The sequence below is a fragment of the Spirosoma sp. SC4-14 genome (assembly GCF_037201965.1).
Taxonomy (GTDB): domain Bacteria; phylum Bacteroidota; class Bacteroidia; order Cytophagales; family Spirosomataceae; genus Spirosoma.
In genome coordinates, this window is the sequence record NZ_CP147518.1 from 7362242 (window position 1) to 7381494 (window position 19253).

Consider the following 19253-nt stretch of genomic DNA (forward strand, 5'->3'; position numbering starts at 1 on the left):
ACAGTTCTTCTCTATGCAACTTACCATTTCGCCCGATAACCCACTTGAATGGCTGGCCTTACGGGCCAATCTGGTCCCGATTCCTCTCCTTCATGCTCAAATCATGCCCGTGTTGGCCAAAGCCGTACTGGAAGCGGCTGACAAAGGTGTTTTTGAAGCCACCAGCGACGCCCCCCAAACGCTCGACAACCTAACTTGTTCACTGAATTTAAACCGAAAAGCACTGGGCGAATTGATGGGGCTGCTAACGGCAATGGGCTATTTTACCTACCGCAATGAGCTGTTCTCATTAACTCCAATGGCCCGTCGATTCATGCTCAAAAACGACCCAATGTCGGTTTATGGGATGATGATTTTTAACAATCGGGTCGTCTGGGACTGGATGAATCACCTGGGCGATTATCTCCAGACTGGCCAGGGCATTCAGTATCACGATACGCTTTCGGCCAACCAATGGCACTATTATCAGGAAGCAATGGCAGCCGCCACTACTACCGAAGCCCGCGAATTTGGTCGTCGTGCGCCGGTTCCGAAATCGGCAACTCGTATGCTCGATATTGGCGGATCGCATGGACAACACTCGGTTGCGCTTTGCCGCAAGCTACCAGCCTTAACTGCTACTATTCTGGATTTGCCCCAGGCCATTGAACAGGCGGCTCCGCTCCTGGCGCAACAAGGTATGGGCAACCGCATTATTCATCAACCCGGCAATGCTCTCAACGACGATTTTGGCCAGAATGAATTCGACATTGTACTGCTGTCCAGTCTGGCTCACCATTTCACGTCTGAACAAAACCAACTCGTTACGCAAAAGGTAGCGCAGGCACTACGACCGGGCGGGGTCTTTATCGTCAATGAATTTATCCGGCCCCAACTCGGTGCTAAACCCGATCTGGTTGGCAGCAGCACCGATTTGTTTTATGGCTTGAGTAGCACCGCCGGGAACTACAGTGTTAAAGAAATTCAGCACTGGCAGCAATTGGCAGGCCTAACGTCTCATAAAGTAGTCAGATACCGCACAATTCCCGGCCGGGCCATGGTCGTTGCCAAAAAATAATTTCGTCTGACCGGATTTGTTATTGGAATGTTTTTGAACTACAACCTACTGCGTTGGGTTCGTTACGTACCTTTGTCTTATAGAAACTGGCGTTTGGTATAGAACTGTGCTACGGTTTGTGTCCTGATAAGCAGGGTAACCATGGCACGGTTCTATGCCAAACGCCTGAGAAAATTCACTTTTATGAAATATAAAAAGCACGTCTTTATCTGTAACAATCAGAAACCAGCGCCTAAAAAATCCTGTGGAGAAGCACATGGCAACGAGCTAGTGGATGCCTTTAAAGCAGCTCTTGCCGAACGTGGCTTATTGAAAGAAATGCGCGCACAGCGAACCGGCTGCCTCGATGCCTGCGCTTTTGGCCCCTCGCTGGTCGTGTATCCCGAAGGAACTTACTATGGCAACGTTCAGCTATCCGATGTCGACGAAATTGTTGATAGCCATCTGGTCAACAATCAGCCTGTTGAGCGCCTGAAGTTAGATTTTTAAGTTCCGATGTACAAACATCTTTTCTTCGATCTGGATCATACGCTGTGGGATTTCGACCGTAACTCAGCCGAATCGCTTACCGAGTTGTTCGAGACGTTTAACCTTGCCCAACTGGGTATTCCTTCGTCGGAAGAATTTAGTCGGCATTTCATTACGATCAACAAAAAGTTATGGGCCGACTTCGACCGTAATCTTATCGAACACACCTATATCCGGCAACATCGGTTTCCGCTGGTGTTCCAATCGCTGGGTGTCGATGAATCGGCCGTTCATGCCGACCTGAATGCCGAATACCTGCGGCTGTTGCCCCGAAAAGCGCATTTACTCGAATCGGCACGGGAAATTCTGGATTACCTGAAAGGGCGTTATACGATGCACATCATCACCAACGGATTTGCCGAAATTCAGGCTATTAAGCTCGACAGTTCCGAAATTGCTCATTACTTCACCCATGTGATTACGAGCGAAACGGCAAATGCCAAAAAACCGAATCCGCTGGTTTTTCAGTATGCGATGGAAATCAGCGGTACATCTACGGCCGAAAGTATTATGATTGGCGACAACTATGAAGCCGATATTCTGGGAGCAAAAGGAGTTGGGCTGGATACCATTTTCTATAATCCGCAGGGTATGCTTGTCGATGATCAACCTACTTACGACATTCGTCATTGGAAAGAACTGATGGCTATTCTGTAGTACCGCCCTACCCGAACGATTACGAGCTATGCAACTAAACTCATCAACCGCCCTCGTAACCGGAGGAGCTTCTGGCCTGGGCGAAGCCACTACCCGCCTGCTGGCTGCCAACGGCGCCAATGTTGTTATCGTGGATCTTAACGAAGACCGCGGTCATAATCTGGCCGACGAACTGGGCAACAAGGTCCGGTTTGTGAAAGCCAACGTCACCGATGAGGACGATGTACAGGCGGCTGTGAATCTGGCCGTCGAAACGTTTGGCGGGTTGCACATCAATGTCAACTGTGCAGGAATAGCCGAAGCCCGCAAAACGGTAGGCAAAGTCGATGGTGTTTATGGCGCTCACTCGCTGGCCGTATTCCAGAAAGTAGTATCGATCAATCTGATCGGCACCTTCAATGTGCTTCGGCTGGCAGCGCTGGCCATGGAGCATAACGAACCCAATGCCGAAGGCGAACGGGGAGTAATTATCAATACGGCATCGGTAGCGGCCTACGACGGTCAGATTGGGCAGGCGGCCTATTCGGCTTCGAAAGGTGGTATTGTGGGCATGACGCTGCCCATTGCCCGCGATCTGGCCCGGTCGGGCATCCGCGTAATGGCCATAGCGCCGGGTCTTTTCGAGACGCCTTTACTGGCTGGCTTACCCGAAGAAGCGCGGCTATCGTTAGGCCAGCAGGTACCATTTCCATCGCGGTTGGGCCGCCCGACCGAATATGCTCTGTTGGCAAAAAGCATTATCGAAAACCCTATGCTCAATGGCGAAGTCATCCGGCTCGATGGAGCCATTCGAATGGCTCCGAAATAGACATGCATTGCCGTATTTATAAACAGAAGAGCCGCCCGAATGAGCGGCTCTTCTGTTTATAAATACGGCAATAAGTTATAAGAACGTTTCGCCCATTAAAAAGTAAAGTTCAAACGGGCGAACAGGAACCGGCCGTTCATACCAAACTGAGATACGTTTCGTGAATATACAAACTGATTGGCATTTGACAGGTCCACTGTTGTAGCCGCTGCCCCGTACACAATAGTACCATTGGCATCGACACCGGTTGGGCGTTTGGCCGATACTGGACCATAGTTTTTGTCAGGATAAATGTCGAAGATGTTATTCGCTCCAACAACCACCTTCAAGGCATTATTCACCTGATAGCCAATTGACAAGTCGGTAATCACGCGACCTCCCCAAACGGGGTGTTCATTTTCAACGGCTTTCCCGTTAACAACAATAGCCCCGATCATGCCATCGCCATTCACATCAACTGTGTTTGGATCGGTCACTTTTCCGAAATACACATTCCGCAGGAAGAAATCAAACTTGTTCAGTGTCAGCGTATGGCTCAGGTTAAATTTAACCCGTGGCACTGCCTGCTCCATATAAATTCTGTTTGCTTCCGAATAGTAGTTGTTGATCTGCCCATTGTCGGCAAGGATTTTCGAGGCTTTAATATCGCCCACCTGCTTGGTTCTCGATATGGTTCCGGCTAAATCATTTTTCAATGAAACCCCGCCACCGAGCGATGCGCGATGCGAAATTACCAAATCAATGCCTTTCGATTCGGTATCAATTGCATTCGAGAAGAACGTAGCTGCGGTTGCATTAGCCTGGTCGAACAAATTTTGCAGTACCAGAGCCGAGCCGGTCACAGTGCCACTTGGCCGGGCAAACTGATCGGTTAGAACGACCCGATCGTTAATCCGAATAAAATAACCATCGGCAGTAATGGTCAGACCTGCGCTGGGTATTTTAGCCGTAAAGCCAGCACTAACGCTTTTCGACCGTTCCTGCTTCAGTTGCGGAATACCCAGTAATTTGGCAGGTTGCGAGTTATTACTGAACGTACCTACTTCAAACGGAACGCCACCAACAAATTGAGTCGATGTTGAGTTAAAGTAAATCTGAGCCAGCGAAGGAGCCCGGAACCCTGTTGATACGGCTCCACGAATGTTGAAATTATCGGTCAGTTTGTAGCGAGTGGCCAGCTTGAAGTTTGTCGTACTTCCAAAGTCGGAATAATTCTCAAACCGAACAGCCCCTTCCAGCAACCATCTGTTTGTTACATCTAATTCACCATCGGCATAGAGGGCCATGCTCTGGCGATTTGCATCTTTCGTTGCAGCCGCATTCTCGGGTCTGAAACCGGGGAATACCTGCGATCCTCCCGGACGAGCTGCACCAAAGAAATCAGATGGAGCAACCTGGGTCGACGTTGTAATCACATTTCCGTTTACATCGTAGCGTGCCCACGAATTTTCGTCGCCCGCCTTAATCCGATAGCTTTCAAACCGACCTTCTGCCCCAAAAGCGATGTTCAGCCCGGCAAGAACATCGAGCTTGCGGCTAAAATCAAGGTTTATGGTATTTTGTTTGAAGTTCAGTCCACCGGCATTAAATACGGTTGGCGATTTGTCTAACAGTGTTGCGTTTACGGTATTCTCTACACCATAGTTGAACGTGTTTGAACCAAACGTATTACTCAGGTCATAATTAAACGAACCCAGCTTTCCGCGCAGACCAGCCGCAAATGAACCATCCAGAATTTCAGAGTGAATTTCGGGTAGGAAGCCATTTATAAAAATTCCTGTGTAAGCACGCGATTGGTTCGGACGGCGATAGAAACCAGCCGCAACACCTGTGCGACGACCATAGCCACCAAACGCGTAGAATTCGTGGTTTTCGTTAATGGGTATAGCAGAGTTCACAAAAAACTGGAGGCTTTTCAGACTCGATTGGCCGATCCGCATATTGAAATCGCTTCTTGTTAAACCACGGGCTACCAGTTCATTTTCGGTTACATCAACAGCCAATATCTTTTGCAGGTCAGCGATAGTACTGGCTCCTGCAATGCTTGCCTGAGTGGCGGCATCGAAGTAATTGACGCCTAAAGCCCCCTGTTTAATAGCATCGATATTGGTAGGCAATGTATTCACATTACCACCTGCTTTCAACGTTCTGTATTCAATTGCATTATAGCCATTGAATATAGTACCTGTGGTGGGCAAGGCCCGGCGTGTATAGCCCCGAACCTGCGCTGATCCCGTAAAGTTGATGAACCCTGCTTTAGCAATACGAACACCATAGTTGGCATCGATCTGCAAATTTCGGCCATCCATGCCACCCGTAAAGTTGTTTGAACCCTGCGAAAAATTACCGCCACCATATACCGACATGGCTAACTTTCCGGTAGCCTCTTTCATTTTTACGTTGATGATACCAGCAATAGCATCAGAACCATACTGAGCGGCTGCACCATCCCGCAAAACTTCAATCCGATCGATGGCATACGCAGGAATAGCATTTAAGTCGGTACCTACCGAACCACGACCTGGCGTACCGTTTACATTGACCAGCGATGACGTATGTCTGCGTTTTCCATTCAATAATACCAGCACCTGGTCGGGTCCTAATCCCCTTAACTGCGCCGGATCAATGTGGTCAGTACCATCGGCTACGGTTGCTGTGTTAGAGGTAAATGAAGGCGCAACCATGTTCAGAATTTGGTTCAGGTTGTTTTGTGGAGCCTGAGTAGTAAGTTGCTGCACACTAATAATATCAACCGGCACGGGGCTTTCGGTTTTTACACGACCCGTACTTCTTGTTCCGGTTACAACTACTTCCGATAAGTTTGCTGTTGTTTCTTTCAGTGCGGCATTGGCCACCACCGGTTCGCCACTGGTTACGGCAACCGGAATGCTCAATGTTTCGTAGCCCACAAAGCTTACCCGAAGTGTATAATTACCCGGATTTAACTTAATCGTATACTCTCCGTTTGCATCGGCAGTGGTTCCGACGCTGGAATTCATAACAACAATGGTAGCTCCCGGAATAGCTGCTCTTGTCGTACCATCAGTAACACGGCCCTTAACGCCCTGGGCCAAAACAGCAGTAAGTGTAACCATAAATAAGGTTATACTTGACATAAAACGATTCATGTAATTGTAGTTACGCATGAGTTATATTTGCTTGTAAACAGGCAAAATAAAATATCATTTTGTATGTCACCAAATTATATTAATAATATTTTGAATACCCTTATTCCATACCGAATAAGTATATAATTGATCTTATTTTGCTAAAATGGCCCTCTACTGGCTGTTACGCACAAAAAAAGCCCACATTTGAATGTGGGCTAAAGCAACAACAGGAAGAAATAAATTTATTTAGCAGATATTACCTGTAGCTCAAACAGCAACGGTGCATAGGGTGTAACGATGTATGTATTGCCGCTAACTACACCTGTAGTGCCATAACCAAGAGCCGACGGAAAGATGATCGTTGCCGACTCGCCAACCCGTAGTTTTGACAGCCCCGCTTCAAACCCAGCTACATACTTACTCTGCCCAAGCGTTGCATCAAATGTACCGGCCCCTGTACTATCGAAGGCAGTTGCAGACCGAAGCATTTTCCCTTTATACTTGATCGTGATGGTCTGGCCCGCTGTCAATGTAGCGCCGGTAGGGTTCGTTACGGTCTTAATAATCTTCAATCCGGTAGACGACGAATCGGTAACGGTCAGTTTCTTATCGGCTATGTACTGCTGAATTTGCTCGGTTTCGGTACGCGAGCGGGCTAGTTTAACATCAAACCGAACAACCGAATAGGCAGGCAAATTGGCATTGACAGCCGCGCTTCCATAGGCCAGATAGGAAGGTAACAGGAAAGTAGCACGCTCTCCCTCATGCATAAGCAACAACCCCTCTTCAAGACCAGCCAGAATAGCCTGAATTCCCAGCGGATAATAAACAGGGCTACCAGCAGTAGTACTATCGACTAACGCACCACTCAGGTTATAAGACTTATACGAAAATTCAGCCTGGTCGCCAACCGTAGCTTTTTTCGCCGTGGAATTCGCCGTTGTAATGGCATAATATAATCCTGAGGATGTAGATTGCCAGCTTAATTTGCTGGTGTCGGTATACGCTTTAATCTGCTGATCGTTCTGCTTAAAATACTCACTCGACGGATCAGCACTCTCTTTCATACAAGAGGCCAATCCAAGCATAAACAAGGCACTAAGAATTGATAAATGAAACTTTCGCATGGAATTGATTTTCAAATAGAGATACTAGGTAATACGATTATAGACCCTGCTTCGTGGCGTAGCGTTGGGAAGAGTGTGCTTTTTTTTCAATTTACGATCAGACTTGCTCCCGTTTTCAAGGCTTTGAAGCGATTGGCCGGGATATTTTTTGCAGCCAAAGCCTTTTCTAAATCGTCAATAGGATCGCGGGCACCATCGTCGGCTAGAGGAAAAGTACCAAAATGAATGGCTATACTCTGTTCTGATCGAACGTCTTCATGAATCTCCACAGCCTGATCGGGCGAACAATGAATGGGCGACATAAACCACCGGGGTTTATAAGCGCCAATTGGAATCAGAGCTAGTCGCAACGGACCAAACTGCCGACCAATTTCTTTCAGAAACGGCCCATAACCGGTATCGCCGACAAAATATAGCCTACCCGCCACTTTGCTGTCGATAATAAAGCCAGCCCAAAGCGTTGCATCCCGATCAAACAGGCCCCGGCCCGAAAAATGCTGCGCTGGTACGCAATGAATAGTCGTGCTGTCGTTATAAGCCACCGATTGCCGCCAGTCCATTTCCTGCACGTTCTGACAGCCTTCCTTTTCCAGAAAAGCTTTTACACCGAGTGGACAAAAAACGTGTGGTCGGTCGCGGTCGCACAGCTTCCGAACGGTGCCAATATCCAGATGATCCCAGTGGTTATGGCTCAAAATCAATACGTCGATTTTGGGTAGGTTGTCGAATCGGATGCCGGGCGGATTGTTTCGCTTTGGACCCGCAAACTGAAATGGACTTACCCGTTCGTAATAAACAGGGTCTGTCAGCACATTGAGGCCATCGAATTGCAGCAATACCGTTGAATGATTGATAAACGTAACCCGCACGGCTCGACCATCGACACGCGCTGGCGGTGGTGGCCCGGGTGGGTCGTTATGATAGGCAGGCCACCGCCCCTGATCGCGGGTCAGCATCCAGCGAATTGCTTCCCAAAACCCTTTGGCCTTTGCTCCATTCAGATTATAAAATTCTTTCCCATCAAAATGATCGCTAACCGGACCTTTATAGCGGGGGGCCGAAATCAGGTAGCCAATGACCAGAGCGGCCAGAACGATAACAAGCAGAAGCACTCCTAACAGAAGCAGAACTCGGGTCCACATACAGTACAGTAAATTAATCGATTAATGACCCACGCCGTTCATTACGGTTGCAGCACCTGATCGATGATATGAATGACGCCATTATTGGCAATTATATCGGCTGTTCTGATAGTTGCAGCCAGCGTATTCTTATTACCCTTAATGGTTACCACATCGTTAGTTACGGTTATGTTGATTTTATTGTTGGCAAGCAATGTAGTTACCGACCCCGTTTTCAGGTTAGATCGCAGTGATAGACCCGACACCATATGATAGGAAAGTAACGACGACAGTGTTTGGGGCGAAGCGGTTTCAATAGCCGATATTGTTCTATAACCGGACACCATAAAGGCATTGTCATTAGGCGCAAAAACGGTTAATGGATTCGTAGCGGCCGTATTGTTCAGCGACGTAATCAACGATGGATTACTGGATGCAATCCGTTTCAGAGCAGCGCTCAAAAACGTTAGGTTATCGGTATTCTGGATTGTAGTCAACAGCGATCCCGTTGACGGCGAAAGCACATGGTCGATGATATGGATAATGCCATTGGCGGCCTTAATGTCGGGTTGTATAATCTTTGCATTGTTGATATACACCATCCCCCCGCCCATATTATTCAAATACGCAATTGACTGACTGGCCGTTTGTACCGCATTAACGCCCGATGGAATGGCAGAGAGCGACACAGGCGCATACAATGTATGATAGAGCAGGATATTTTTCACCTGATCTTTCGCCATGGCCGTAATAGCCGCTTCTGACGTAATCCCCGACCTGTAAAACGCGGAATCGTTTGGGGCAAAAAAGGTCAGATTAGCCCCTTTGAGCGCATCGCCGGCACCCGAATAATTCATCGCTGCCTTTAGCAGACTAAACTGCTTATCTTCCAGAATCTGATCGGTTATGGTTTTAGGATCAGCAACGGTATTCTCGCTTTTAGAACAGCCCAGTGCTATTGTCAGCAACAGCCCCAGAACCGCCAGGCGGCTCAGGAGCACCGAAAAAGAGTTAGTCATACTGTGGGTGAACGATGAAATTATAACCTTACGTCCGTAAAACGTACCGACTTGCGTTATGTTTCTTATTGGCAAAGATAATGCAGTTGCCGAATAGTAAGCCGTTGGCTCTATATGCTTGCAGTCATACAATTATTTCCTGAACAATAGCTGACTAATACTGCTTTACATGTAAGAGTGTACCGATCAATCTCAGCTACTAAATCGGCTCGTTATGAATAAGAAACTTCCTATGTACCTCTACATCATTATTGGAATAATCCTATTGGCGATGGGTGTTGCCTATTATTTGTGGGGCCGGTCTACAGTTGCCCCCTAATTGGCTGGTTTTTACCTGCACCGTTCCATTCGTCCCGCTTTTCATTACCATCCGACCACAGCTAATCAGAAACGATTTCCCATTCAAAGAGTTAATTCGGCCCTTGTCAGACTGAAACGGGTCTGGTCAAGTAGTTCTCGTCTAACCCCAATTAAAGTCGATTGAATTAAGTTTTGATAAATCGAATTCCAAGCCTTCAGAGAAAGGCTGCTGGGGGCACTACAAACACGGTATGTTTATTTTACTGAATTTCTTCCATGTAAAATACTTATAATCCTAATATAAAGACATTTCTATAAGAATCCATTTTCGTAAATTCGCAGCCTGTTAAAACCATGCCTCCTAACTCTTTATCAGGATTTATAGGTACTTTTGTAGAATTGATTCTTAATTAATGTTAAAACTCCCCCATTGGGATGAAGGAACACATTGACCCGAGCAATCTGCCCCAGCATATAGCCGTTATCATGGACGGAAACGGACGTTGGGCCAAACGGCAGGGAGCTGCCCGGGTATTCGGCCACCGAAATGCCATCAAGGCTGTACGTGAGGTAACGGAAGGGTGCGCCGAATTAGGCGTTAAGTTTTTAACGCTTTACGCGTTTTCGACCGAAAACTGGAATCGCCCTAAGTTTGAAGTGGACGCGCTCATGACGCTGCTCGTTCATACAATTCGGGGCGAAATAAAAACCCTCATGGACAATAACGTGCGGCTGACAACGATTGGTCATACCGAAAGTTTACCAACCGACTGCCAGCACGAATTGGCCGAGGCCATGCGCGAAACGTCGGGCAATACTGGTCTGACACTCGTATTAGCCTTAAGTTATAGCGGCCGTTGGGAAATTCTGGAAGCCACACGCCAAATTGCTGCCGACGTGCGCGACGGACGGATAACGCCAAATGAAGTGAACGAAACGCTTTTCAGTCATTACCTCACCACAGACGGTATTCCCGATCCGGAGCTGATGATTCGAACCAGTGGTGAGATGCGGATCAGCAATTTCATGCTTTGGCAACTGGCTTATTCGGAACTCTATATGCCCGATGTGCTGTGGCCTGATTTCCGTAAAAACCATTTATACGAAGCGATTTTAAACTATCAGCAACGTGAACGCCGGTTTGGTAAAACCAGCGAACAGTTAGTTAAATAGAGTTTACGGATTTCTGCCTACGGTAGTTGGTTGCGCCCTTTCCTAACCGCGTCTAGATATCATAAGCAGAAAATCAACGATTGAAAACAAAGAACAACTTGGAACACCGTATAAAACTCGTACTGGGGGCTATTTTAGTGCTCATTAGCTTTTATCCAGCTACGCTGCGGGCGCAGGTTCGCGTGGGCGTGGGCGTTGGTCGTACAGATACTCCTCTTAGCAACGACGACCTCTTAAACTACGCCAACCCTAAAGAATATGAAATTACCGGGCTAACCGTGACGGGCACCCGCTATCTCGATCCTAATTCACTGGTATCGCTGTCAGGTCTGAAAATTGGCGATAAAATCCGAATTCCTGGCGAAGGGGTGGGTTCTTCGGTTCGTAAATTGATGGATTCGGGACTGCTCGACAATGTTGAAATGTTTGCTAACCATGCAGGCGAAGGCAAAGTAGCGATTATGTTCCGGGTTCAGGAACGCCCCCGCCTGTATCGGGTCAATTTTTTGGGGATTAAAAAAGGGGAGCAGGATCAGCTAAAAGATAAGGTAAAACTGAATTTGGGTAAGATTGTAACCACAACCATCACCAAAAACACGCAGTTGGCTGTTCGCAAATTCTTTGTCGATAAGGGCTACCTCAATACGAAAGTAAAAATCACAACCATTCCTGATAGTGCCCGCAACAACGCAACCATGCGTGTAATGGTCGATAAAGGACAGAAGGTTAAGATTGCCAAAATTGAGTTTGACGGGCTGGAAGAACTCGACGAATCGACCGTGCGGATGAAAATGAAAAGCACGAAAGAGAAACGCTTCGGTCGTTTATTTACTCCATCGAAGTTCGTACCGAAGAAATTTGAGGAAGACAAACAAAAACTGATCGCTTACTACAACAAGCTTGGTTACCGCGATGCTGTTATTGAGGACGACACGATCATCCATAACAACGATAACACCATTAATCTTAGGCTGAACCTCAACGAAGGCCATCAGTATTATTATCGTAATATTGAGTTTTCAGGAAATTACTTATACCCTTCGGCCCGGCTACGGGATGTACTGGGCGTTCAGAAAGGAGATATCTATAATCCCGAGGATCTGGAGAAAAAGCTGAACGGTAACCCTGGTCAGGACCTAAGCTCGCTCTACATGGACGATGGCTATCTGTACTACAATGCACAACCGATCGAGAAAAGTATCGAAGGTGACTCTATTGATCTGGAAATACGAATTTTTGAAGGAAAGCAGGCAACCATCAACCGGATCATTCTGAACGGAAACACCAAAACCAGCGACCACGTTGTGATGCGCTCGATTCGGACGTTGCCCGGTCAGAAATTCTCGAAAACGAACCTGATTCGTACTCAGCGCGAGCTGGCAACGCTGGGCTACTTCGACCCCGAAAAAATTGGCATTAACCCCGTACCACAAAATGACGGTACGGTAGATATTGAATATTCTGTTGAAGAAAAACCATCTGACCAGATCGAATTATCGGGCGGTTGGGGTGGCTACGTGGGCTTTGTTGGAACGCTGGGTTTAACATTTAACAACTTCTCGGCCCGCAATATTCCGAACTTTAGTGCGTGGCGTCCGCTACCGGCTGGTGATGGACAACGGGTTCAGCTTCGTTTCCAGGCCAACGGTAGCCAGTATCAGGTATATTCCTTGTCGTTTACAGAACCCTGGCTGGGTGGCCGTAAACCAAATGCGCTGTCGGTAAGTGCCAGCCACACGGTTTATAAAACATTCTACGACCCCAATAACCCGTATAGCATCTATCAGAGTCTGAAAGGTCGCACGCCGACTGGCTCTTATACAAATACGGCTATTACGGTCGGCCTGGGCCGTCAGTTGAAAGTACCCGATGATTACTTCTCGCTGAGCACATCGTTGTCCTATCAGCGATACGACCTACACAATCTCGACTTGTTCTACATCGGATACAGCAACGGTATATCGAACAACTTCACGTTCAATACTACGCTCTCACGCAACAGCATCGACAACCCTCAGTTCCCACGGTCGGGATCGTCGTTCACATTAAGCGGATCGTTTACACCACCCTACTCGGCATTCCGGACGACAACCACTACCGAAAAACCCGAAGACAAATACAAATTTGTTGAATACCACAAATGGATGTTCGATGCCAGTTGGTTCCAGACTATTTTTGGCAAGCTGGTCTTGAATACCCGCGCCCACATGGGTTTCCTGGGTAGCTATAACAAGCGTACGGCCATCGGGCCATTTGAGCGGTTCGTATTGGGTGGTTCGGGTCTGGCAGGGCAAGGACAGTTCGCATTGGCGCAGGACATCATTGGTCTGCGTGGTTATGACGATCGTAGTGTATATACCGCCGACTACGACCGCGTTCCGGCCGGAAATGCCCGTAGCCAGGGTGGTGTAGTATATAACAAGTTCGTTGCCGAACTCCGGTATCCGGTGTCGCTCAATCCATCGGCCACCATTTTCGTTTTAACGTTCCTGGAAGCTGGTAACAACTGGGCCAGCTACAAACAGTATAATCCATTCGATCTGAAACGGTCGGTTGGGGTTGGTGCCCGGATTTTCATGCCTGCTTTTGGCCTCATCGGTATTGATTACGGGTATGGTTTCGACAAAATACCAGGAATTAAAGACAAGGCTTCAGGTCAATTCCACTTCACCATTGGTCAGCAGTTCAGATAAACTAATTCGTTTCAATTTGAGCGATAATCTCTGCATTATCGCTCAAATTGAACATATAAGATAAGAATCAGGGAATCTGAGCGTTAGTTATAGATGACAATTTTGGGGCAACCTCAACATAACTAACGATAGGGAAGTAGGGTATTAAACCATCTGTTATACCGCCTATCTAACAATCAGCCCGGCATCTATAATTGACAATCAATCACTTCGCGTAAAAATTGAGCGGCTAACAATGAAAAAGGGCCTTTTTTTCGTACTTTTGTGCTCCGTTTACTTAACCTCGCCAGCGCGGGCGCAAAAGTTCGGTTATGTTGATTCTGAATTTATTTTGGGGAAAATGCCCGAATATCAGAAGGCGTTGAGCGAAATTGATAAGTTCGCCGACAAATGGTCGAAAGATATTCAGGATAAATACCTTGAGATAGAAAAATTACAGAAAGCCTACCAGGCAGAAGAAATTCTGCTGACCGAAGACATGAAACGCGAACGGCAGCGCGTGCTGGTTGATAAAGAACGCGAAGCCCGCGAGTATAACAACAAGGTGTTTGGCTATCAGGGGCTGCTTTTCGAAAAAAAGAAAGAGCTGATGAAAGCTCCGATGGAGTTGATTAGCCGGGCCATTGAAAAAGTTGCCGTACAGAAAAAGTTAGAATTTGTATTTGACAAGGCATCTGATTTTGTGATGCTCTATACGAATCCACGCCACGACTACACGGACTATGTGATGGAAGAATTGGGTCTGGATGCCAACAGTAAACCAACAAAACCAACAGCTGCGCCGGGTGCGCCAGTAAATAATAGTCCCGAAAATAAAACAACCACAAAACCGAAGTAGTACAAACTAGTAAACTAAAATGAACAAAAACCTCGTCATGGCATTCGCGGTAGCCCTTTTGGTGGGCGGTCTGAATGCACAGGCACAAGCTCAAACAACAGCGGCTCCGGCCACCACCGCAGCAAGCCCGCTGAAGTTAGGCTATACGAACATCGACTATATTCTTGGCCAAACGCCTGAAGCAAAAGATATCCAGAATCAGCTTACGATCCAGCGTACGCAATCGGAAAACGAGTTGAAACGGATGCAGAAGGAACTGGAAGATAAGTATGCTGCCTACGAAAAAGGGGCCGCTCAAATGACGGATGTGATCCGTAAGGACCGCGAAACCGAATTGCAGAGCCTGCAAGCCCGTATTCAGGAATTTGGTCGGACAGCCGAACAGTCGCTGCAAACCAAATATGGCCAACTGGTAAATCCGGTTGTACAGAAAATCCAGAAAGCGATTGACGCTGTAGCTAAGGAAAATGCGTATACCTACGTTTTCAATCTGGATGCCGGTGCCAACACAACGCCTATTCTACTTGTTGCTCCAGAAGAGAATAACATTACGGAGCTGGTATTGAAAAAATTGGGGATCGACCCTGCCAAGGCAGCCACACCAGCCGCCAATGCAGCCCCTGCCAATAAGCCAGCTAATGCTGGGGGTGGAACTACACCCAAGAAAAACTAATTGATCTGCTTAGTCAGTGTTTACAATCGCTTCCCAGCATTGGGAAGCGATTTTTATTTAGCATTTTCTCCAAAATCACTTCTCAGCCCATAGATTCTAGTGAGTCTATTTTCTCTTATAACATACTACTCCCTGGAATTTACTTAATTTTGAGCTGGCAGTTTGCACAGTATTTTCTCTTAGAAAGATATAATTATTAAGGGGTTGACCCGGTATTTAACTAAGAAAAATATCAAAACTGCCAGATAGAATCAACCAGACGAAATCTTCGCCTTACTTTTACGTTTTTGAAGACAGACCACCTCTCTCTTTTGCTTATGAACCGAATTGCCGGTACTATAGCGTGGGTGCTGATATTAATTACCGCTGTTAGTAGCTACGCACAGGACCCCAAATCATTGCAACTAATTTTGCCAACGCAAACAGAATGGAATGTTATTCCGGAAGGAAAAACCATTCGGTTTGATCTCAAATCTACCGCTCCCCCTACCGATACAGTCACGTATTCGTTCGAAGGCGATAAGGTAGAAGGCATGAAACTCGATTCGCTGGGCCATTTTAGCTGGACACCCGGCTACGACCTGGCCGACCGCATACAAACGGCCAAAATCTATCCCGTTACTTTTGAGGTACGCAATCAACGTGGCCAAACAGCCGCCTATACGGTCGACTTCAAAGTATTGCACGTTAATCGACCACCTATTGTCGGCGATTTACAGCCTTTCTATGTTAGTTATCGGACGCAGAACACCTACAAAATAGATCCTAATGTTGTTCATGATGACGATGGCGACCCAATTGCTTTCATTCCCATTGCCGATCAGATGCCCGAAGGAAGCAAACTTTCTTCTCAGGGTGAATTTACCTGGACGTTGTCGCTCAATCAGTTTAACAAACTGAAGCAAAGCCCGCAATATATTGAGTTTTGGGTGGAAGATCAGCCCGCTAAAACGCGCACCAAAGGTCGCCTTAAAGTACAGGTTACCGAAATGGACTTGCCACCTATTATTGCGGTAATTCCTAAAGAATCGCACTACAAACTGAAAGAAAACGCAACCGTCGATCTGAAATTCTACCTCACTGATCCTAACGGCGAAGACGATGTAGCCACATTCGGATTTTTGTCCGATAACCAGAATATTCCAAAAACAGCGCTGGTTAAAAATACCGACAACCAGTTTGAATTTATCTGGCAGCCTGGCTATGACTTCGTGAAAGACCCTTACGATTCGCTAAACGTTCAGATAACATTCTACGCGCTTGATAAAGCCAAAAATCGGGAAGAACGCCGAATTACATTCACCATTATGAACACGGTGAATGAATTCGAAAAAGATCGGTATTTATACACCTTATACCGACAGGCATTAGTACAGGCCTGGGGACTAGTCGAACAACTGGGCGAAAAAGAAGAACAGCTTAAACGCGATTATAAAAAAGCAAAAGGAGGTAAGCGAAATCGCTCGGTAGCCAATGCCTCATTAGGCGCTGTTACGGGTATATCGCCAGCCGTAACGGCCAGTGATCCTAGCTCGCAACGCATTATTTCGGCCGTTGGCGGCACAGCCGTACTGACAATGGGTACACTGGAAGCAACTGAAGTAATCGGGAAGTCGATGAAAGATTTGCTTGACCGCTATAACTATGTTCTAGGGAAAAAATCGGAGCTACAAAACAAAGGTGATGTGTTTGCTCGCGAGTTCTCGCTGAAATCGTCGCGACGAAGTAATGAATTTGTTAAGAAACTAGACGATTTCCGCAGTGCCATGAGCTTAAGCGGTCTGGTAGCGCTCGAACTCGACGCCAACTGGCAAAGCAAAAAAGAAGCCTCCGACAAGGCCATTAAACGCACCTTCAAGGATTTTACACCACTGGAAGAAACGCAATAGACGCTATTATTCTCAACGGAAAAGGGGCTGCGAAGGCAGCCCCTTTTCCGTTATATCTAATCACAACTGACTTGATTGGTTTATTCCTGCGTCTTTTGCTCTTCTGAAACCACCGACTCCGAAGACGATGACTTAATCTCGTCGCTTGCATCATCGGAAGGGTTGTTGTCTGATGTTTCGGCTTGCTCTTCAGATTGCCCCTCCCCTTCCAGCTCTGCCATCGGTAATACTTCGGCCTGCGTAGCATCAGGCCCATCGATTGGTAATAGGCCATCTTCGATCGTGTGTCCTCCAAAAAACCGACGCTGAAACAATAATATTATACAGACACCAACAAATATGCAGGAATCGGCAATATTAAAAATTGGCGTTGAATAATATTGACCACCCCAGATGGGAACCCAGTCGGGGATAAACCCTTCCCATATGTCGACAAATACCATATCGATCACTTGCCCATGAAACCAGGGCGTAGGCGATCCATAGGGAGCATTATGCAAAAAAACACCATAGAATGTACTATCGATAACGTTACCGACGGCTCCGGCCAGAATCATTGCCATGGCCCAAAGCAACCCATCAGGCGCTCCACGATGTGCCAGGTGAACCAGGTAGTAGCCAATACCGACCATAGCAAAGAGTCGGAACACACTCAACAGCAGTTTACCATATTCGTACCCCAACTGCATCCCAAAGGCCATGCCAGGATTCAGGACATAGTGCAGTTTAAACCAGTCGCCAATCAACTTGATTTGCCCGGCAAAACCAGGGGCCATATAATAATGAACCGCCAGCTTAACCCCCTGGTCAATGGCAATTAGAAGCAGCGTTAGCAGAAAAAACTTTAAGGGGCTTTTCTTAATCATAAAAGGCAGGCACAGCCTTACTGCCGTGCCATTATAAAACAATAAAGCACAGCAAAATTGCCATGCCCATCCGCAAATTACATACAGCCCTTACGGCGCTTTAATTCATTGCTAACCAGAGTAAACTCCCGGCTACTCTGCCCAGCTATTGATTTATTTTCTTCGGCCCGTCGGAATAAATAAGGCATCACAGCTTCTACAGGGCCATAGGGCACGTATTTAGCAACATTATAACCGGCATTGGCCAGATTATAGGAAATGTTGTCGCTCATACCCAGGAGTTGCGCAAAGTAGATATGCGGATCGTTAGGGGTAATACCCAGCCGCTTCATCTGCTGAATACAATACTGGCAACTATATTCATTGTGAGTACCGAGGCAAAACGATATGATATCACGGTTTTCCAGGCAAAAATCAATAGCAGCGTTAAAATCGCGATCTGTATCTTCTTTAGTTGCCTGAATAGGGTCCTGATATTCTTCTTCGTGCGAGCGAAGCCGTTCTTTTTCCAGATAAGCGCCACGAACTAGTTTAACGCCCAGAAAATAACCTTTTGCATGAGCCTCGTTTGCATCGCGACGCAAACGCTCCAGACTTTCCCAGCGATACATCTGATAGGTGTTGTAAACAACTGGTTGCTCATGGTTGTAGCGATCCATCATTTCATACGCCAGTGTATCGATTGTATCCTGAATCCAGCTTTCTTCGGCATCGATAAAAATCCGTACATGCCGTTCGTAGGCCCGGCGGCAAAGCGTATCAACGCGTTTCAGCACACTATCAAATTCAGCTTTCTGGTCCTTATTGAGCGAATCACCAATCTGAACAGCTTCCAGCAGTTCGGTTGAGGCAAGCCCTGTAATTTTGAATACAGAAAACGGAATATCGTTTGATTTACTGGCCCGATCGATGGTTCTAAGGATTTCCTGCGTGGTTTCATCGAAACTTTTTTCGGTTTCTTCGCCTTCTACCGAATAATCCAGAATAGTGCCAACATGAACGCGGTGGAGCTGTTGTATTGTTTTCTCAGAATCCCGAATACTTTCCCCTCCACAGAATTGTTCAAAAATTGTGTTTTTTATAAGGAATTTAATGGGAAGATGAAGTCTGAGGGCAATCTTTATGAAAAAAGTACCTAAATTTACCAGCCATCCTCGATTCATCAACGCAAATAACCAGTAAGTCTTTCTTAACTTGGAATTCGACTGGGAAGAAAAAGCAATCGAAGTGTCCTCGAAAGAGACAGGCTTTAAATCAGCCGTACGCGGCCCAGCCTGAATTGAGCCATTGAACCGTTCGACGGTCTCCGGCATTAGATTACTTCGGTTCGACATATCAGTGCTCCGTTCTGACGGTGCTACATCCATAGCTTAGGTACGTGTTGGCTAACACGA

General features: G+C 46.8%; 15 protein-coding genes. 9 read left to right on the forward strand and 6 right to left on the reverse strand.

The window, feature by feature from the left end:
- Window positions 1–13 precede the first annotated feature (13 nt).
- The 4 genes from WBJ53_RS30405 to WBJ53_RS30420 all read left to right on the forward strand — a co-directional run bounded on the left by WBJ53_RS30405 (window position 14) and on the right by WBJ53_RS30420 (window position 3050).
- A complete protein-coding gene (locus tag WBJ53_RS30405) occupies window positions 14–1057 on the forward strand; it encodes a class I SAM-dependent methyltransferase (RefSeq protein WP_338873387.1) in 1044 nt (347 codons plus the stop codon).
- A gap of 183 nt (window positions 1058–1240) precedes the next feature.
- Window positions 1241–1546, forward strand: coding sequence for a (2Fe-2S) ferredoxin domain-containing protein (locus WBJ53_RS30410; protein ID WP_080058459.1), 306 nt, complete (start codon window positions 1241–1243; stop codon window positions 1544–1546).
- Between the two features lie 6 nt (window positions 1547–1552).
- Window positions 1553–2242: a YjjG family noncanonical pyrimidine nucleotidase gene (locus tag WBJ53_RS30415; RefSeq protein WP_338873392.1), complete on the forward strand. Its 690-nt coding sequence runs from the start codon at window positions 1553–1555 to the stop codon at window positions 2240–2242.
- 28 nt (window positions 2243–2270) lie between these two features.
- Window positions 2271–3050: a 3-hydroxyacyl-CoA dehydrogenase gene (locus tag WBJ53_RS30420; RefSeq protein ID WP_338873394.1), complete on the forward strand. Its 780-nt coding sequence runs from the start codon at window positions 2271–2273 to the stop codon at window positions 3048–3050.
- 95 nt (window positions 3051–3145) lie between these two features.
- On the opposite strand, the gene WBJ53_RS30425 is transcribed toward WBJ53_RS30420, so the two are convergent.
- From WBJ53_RS30425 to WBJ53_RS30440, 4 genes are all read right to left on the reverse strand, one after another.
- Complete coding sequence (locus WBJ53_RS30425) at window positions 3146–6145, reverse strand: TonB-dependent receptor (RefSeq protein ID WP_338873396.1); 3000 nt, start codon at window positions 6143–6145, stop codon at window positions 3146–3148.
- A gap of 257 nt (window positions 6146–6402) precedes the next feature.
- Window positions 6403–7287, reverse strand: a complete 885-nt coding sequence (locus WBJ53_RS30430) for an FKBP-type peptidyl-prolyl cis-trans isomerase (protein ID WP_338873398.1) — start codon at window positions 7285–7287, stop codon at window positions 6403–6405.
- 86 nt (window positions 7288–7373) lie between these two features.
- Window positions 7374–8429, reverse strand: coding sequence for an MBL fold metallo-hydrolase (locus tag WBJ53_RS30435; protein WP_338873400.1), 1056 nt, complete (start codon window positions 8427–8429; stop codon window positions 7374–7376).
- Window positions 8430–8470: 41 nt separating this feature from the next.
- A complete protein-coding gene (locus WBJ53_RS30440; RefSeq protein WP_338873402.1) occupies window positions 8471–9427 on the reverse strand; it encodes a fasciclin domain-containing protein in 957 nt (318 codons plus the stop codon).
- Between the two features lie 735 nt (window positions 9428–10162).
- Between WBJ53_RS30440 and WBJ53_RS30445 the strand changes: the two genes are divergently transcribed.
- From WBJ53_RS30445 to WBJ53_RS30465, 5 genes are all read left to right on the forward strand, one after another.
- A complete protein-coding gene (locus tag WBJ53_RS30445; protein WP_338873404.1) occupies window positions 10163–10900 on the forward strand; it encodes an isoprenyl transferase in 738 nt (245 codons plus the stop codon).
- Window positions 10901–10998: 98 nt separating this feature from the next.
- Window positions 10999–13593 (forward strand): outer membrane protein assembly factor BamA, encoded by a 2595-nt coding sequence (gene bamA / locus WBJ53_RS30450; protein ID WP_338873406.1) that lies wholly within the window; start codon window positions 10999–11001, stop codon window positions 13591–13593.
- A 235-nt stretch (window positions 13594–13828) separates the two neighbouring features.
- Entirely contained in the window at window positions 13829–14431 is a 603-nt protein-coding gene (locus WBJ53_RS30455) for an OmpH family outer membrane protein (protein ID WP_338873408.1), read from the forward strand.
- A 19-nt stretch (window positions 14432–14450) separates the two neighbouring features.
- Window positions 14451–15104 carry an OmpH family outer membrane protein gene (locus WBJ53_RS30460; RefSeq protein ID WP_338873410.1) on the forward strand — a complete coding sequence of 218 codons (654 nt, stop codon included), beginning with the start codon at window positions 14451–14453 and terminating at the stop codon, window positions 15102–15104.
- Window positions 15105–15421: 317 nt separating this feature from the next.
- Window positions 15422–16993 carry a hypothetical protein gene (locus WBJ53_RS30465; RefSeq protein WP_338873412.1) on the forward strand — a complete coding sequence of 524 codons (1572 nt, stop codon included), beginning with the start codon at window positions 15422–15424 and terminating at the stop codon, window positions 16991–16993.
- Between the two features lie 80 nt (window positions 16994–17073).
- On the opposite strand, the gene WBJ53_RS30470 is transcribed toward WBJ53_RS30465, so the two are convergent.
- The gene (locus WBJ53_RS30470) at window positions 17074–17859 is read right to left on the reverse strand and encodes a lipoprotein signal peptidase (protein ID WP_338873414.1); all 786 of its coding nucleotides are present in this window, start codon (window positions 17857–17859) and stop codon (window positions 17074–17076) included.
- Between the two features lie 77 nt (window positions 17860–17936).
- Window positions 17937–19172 carry a proline dehydrogenase family protein gene (locus WBJ53_RS30475; protein WP_338877254.1) on the reverse strand — a complete coding sequence of 412 codons (1236 nt, stop codon included), beginning with the start codon at window positions 19170–19172 and terminating at the stop codon, window positions 17937–17939.
- Window positions 19173–19253: the final 81 nt, after the last annotated feature.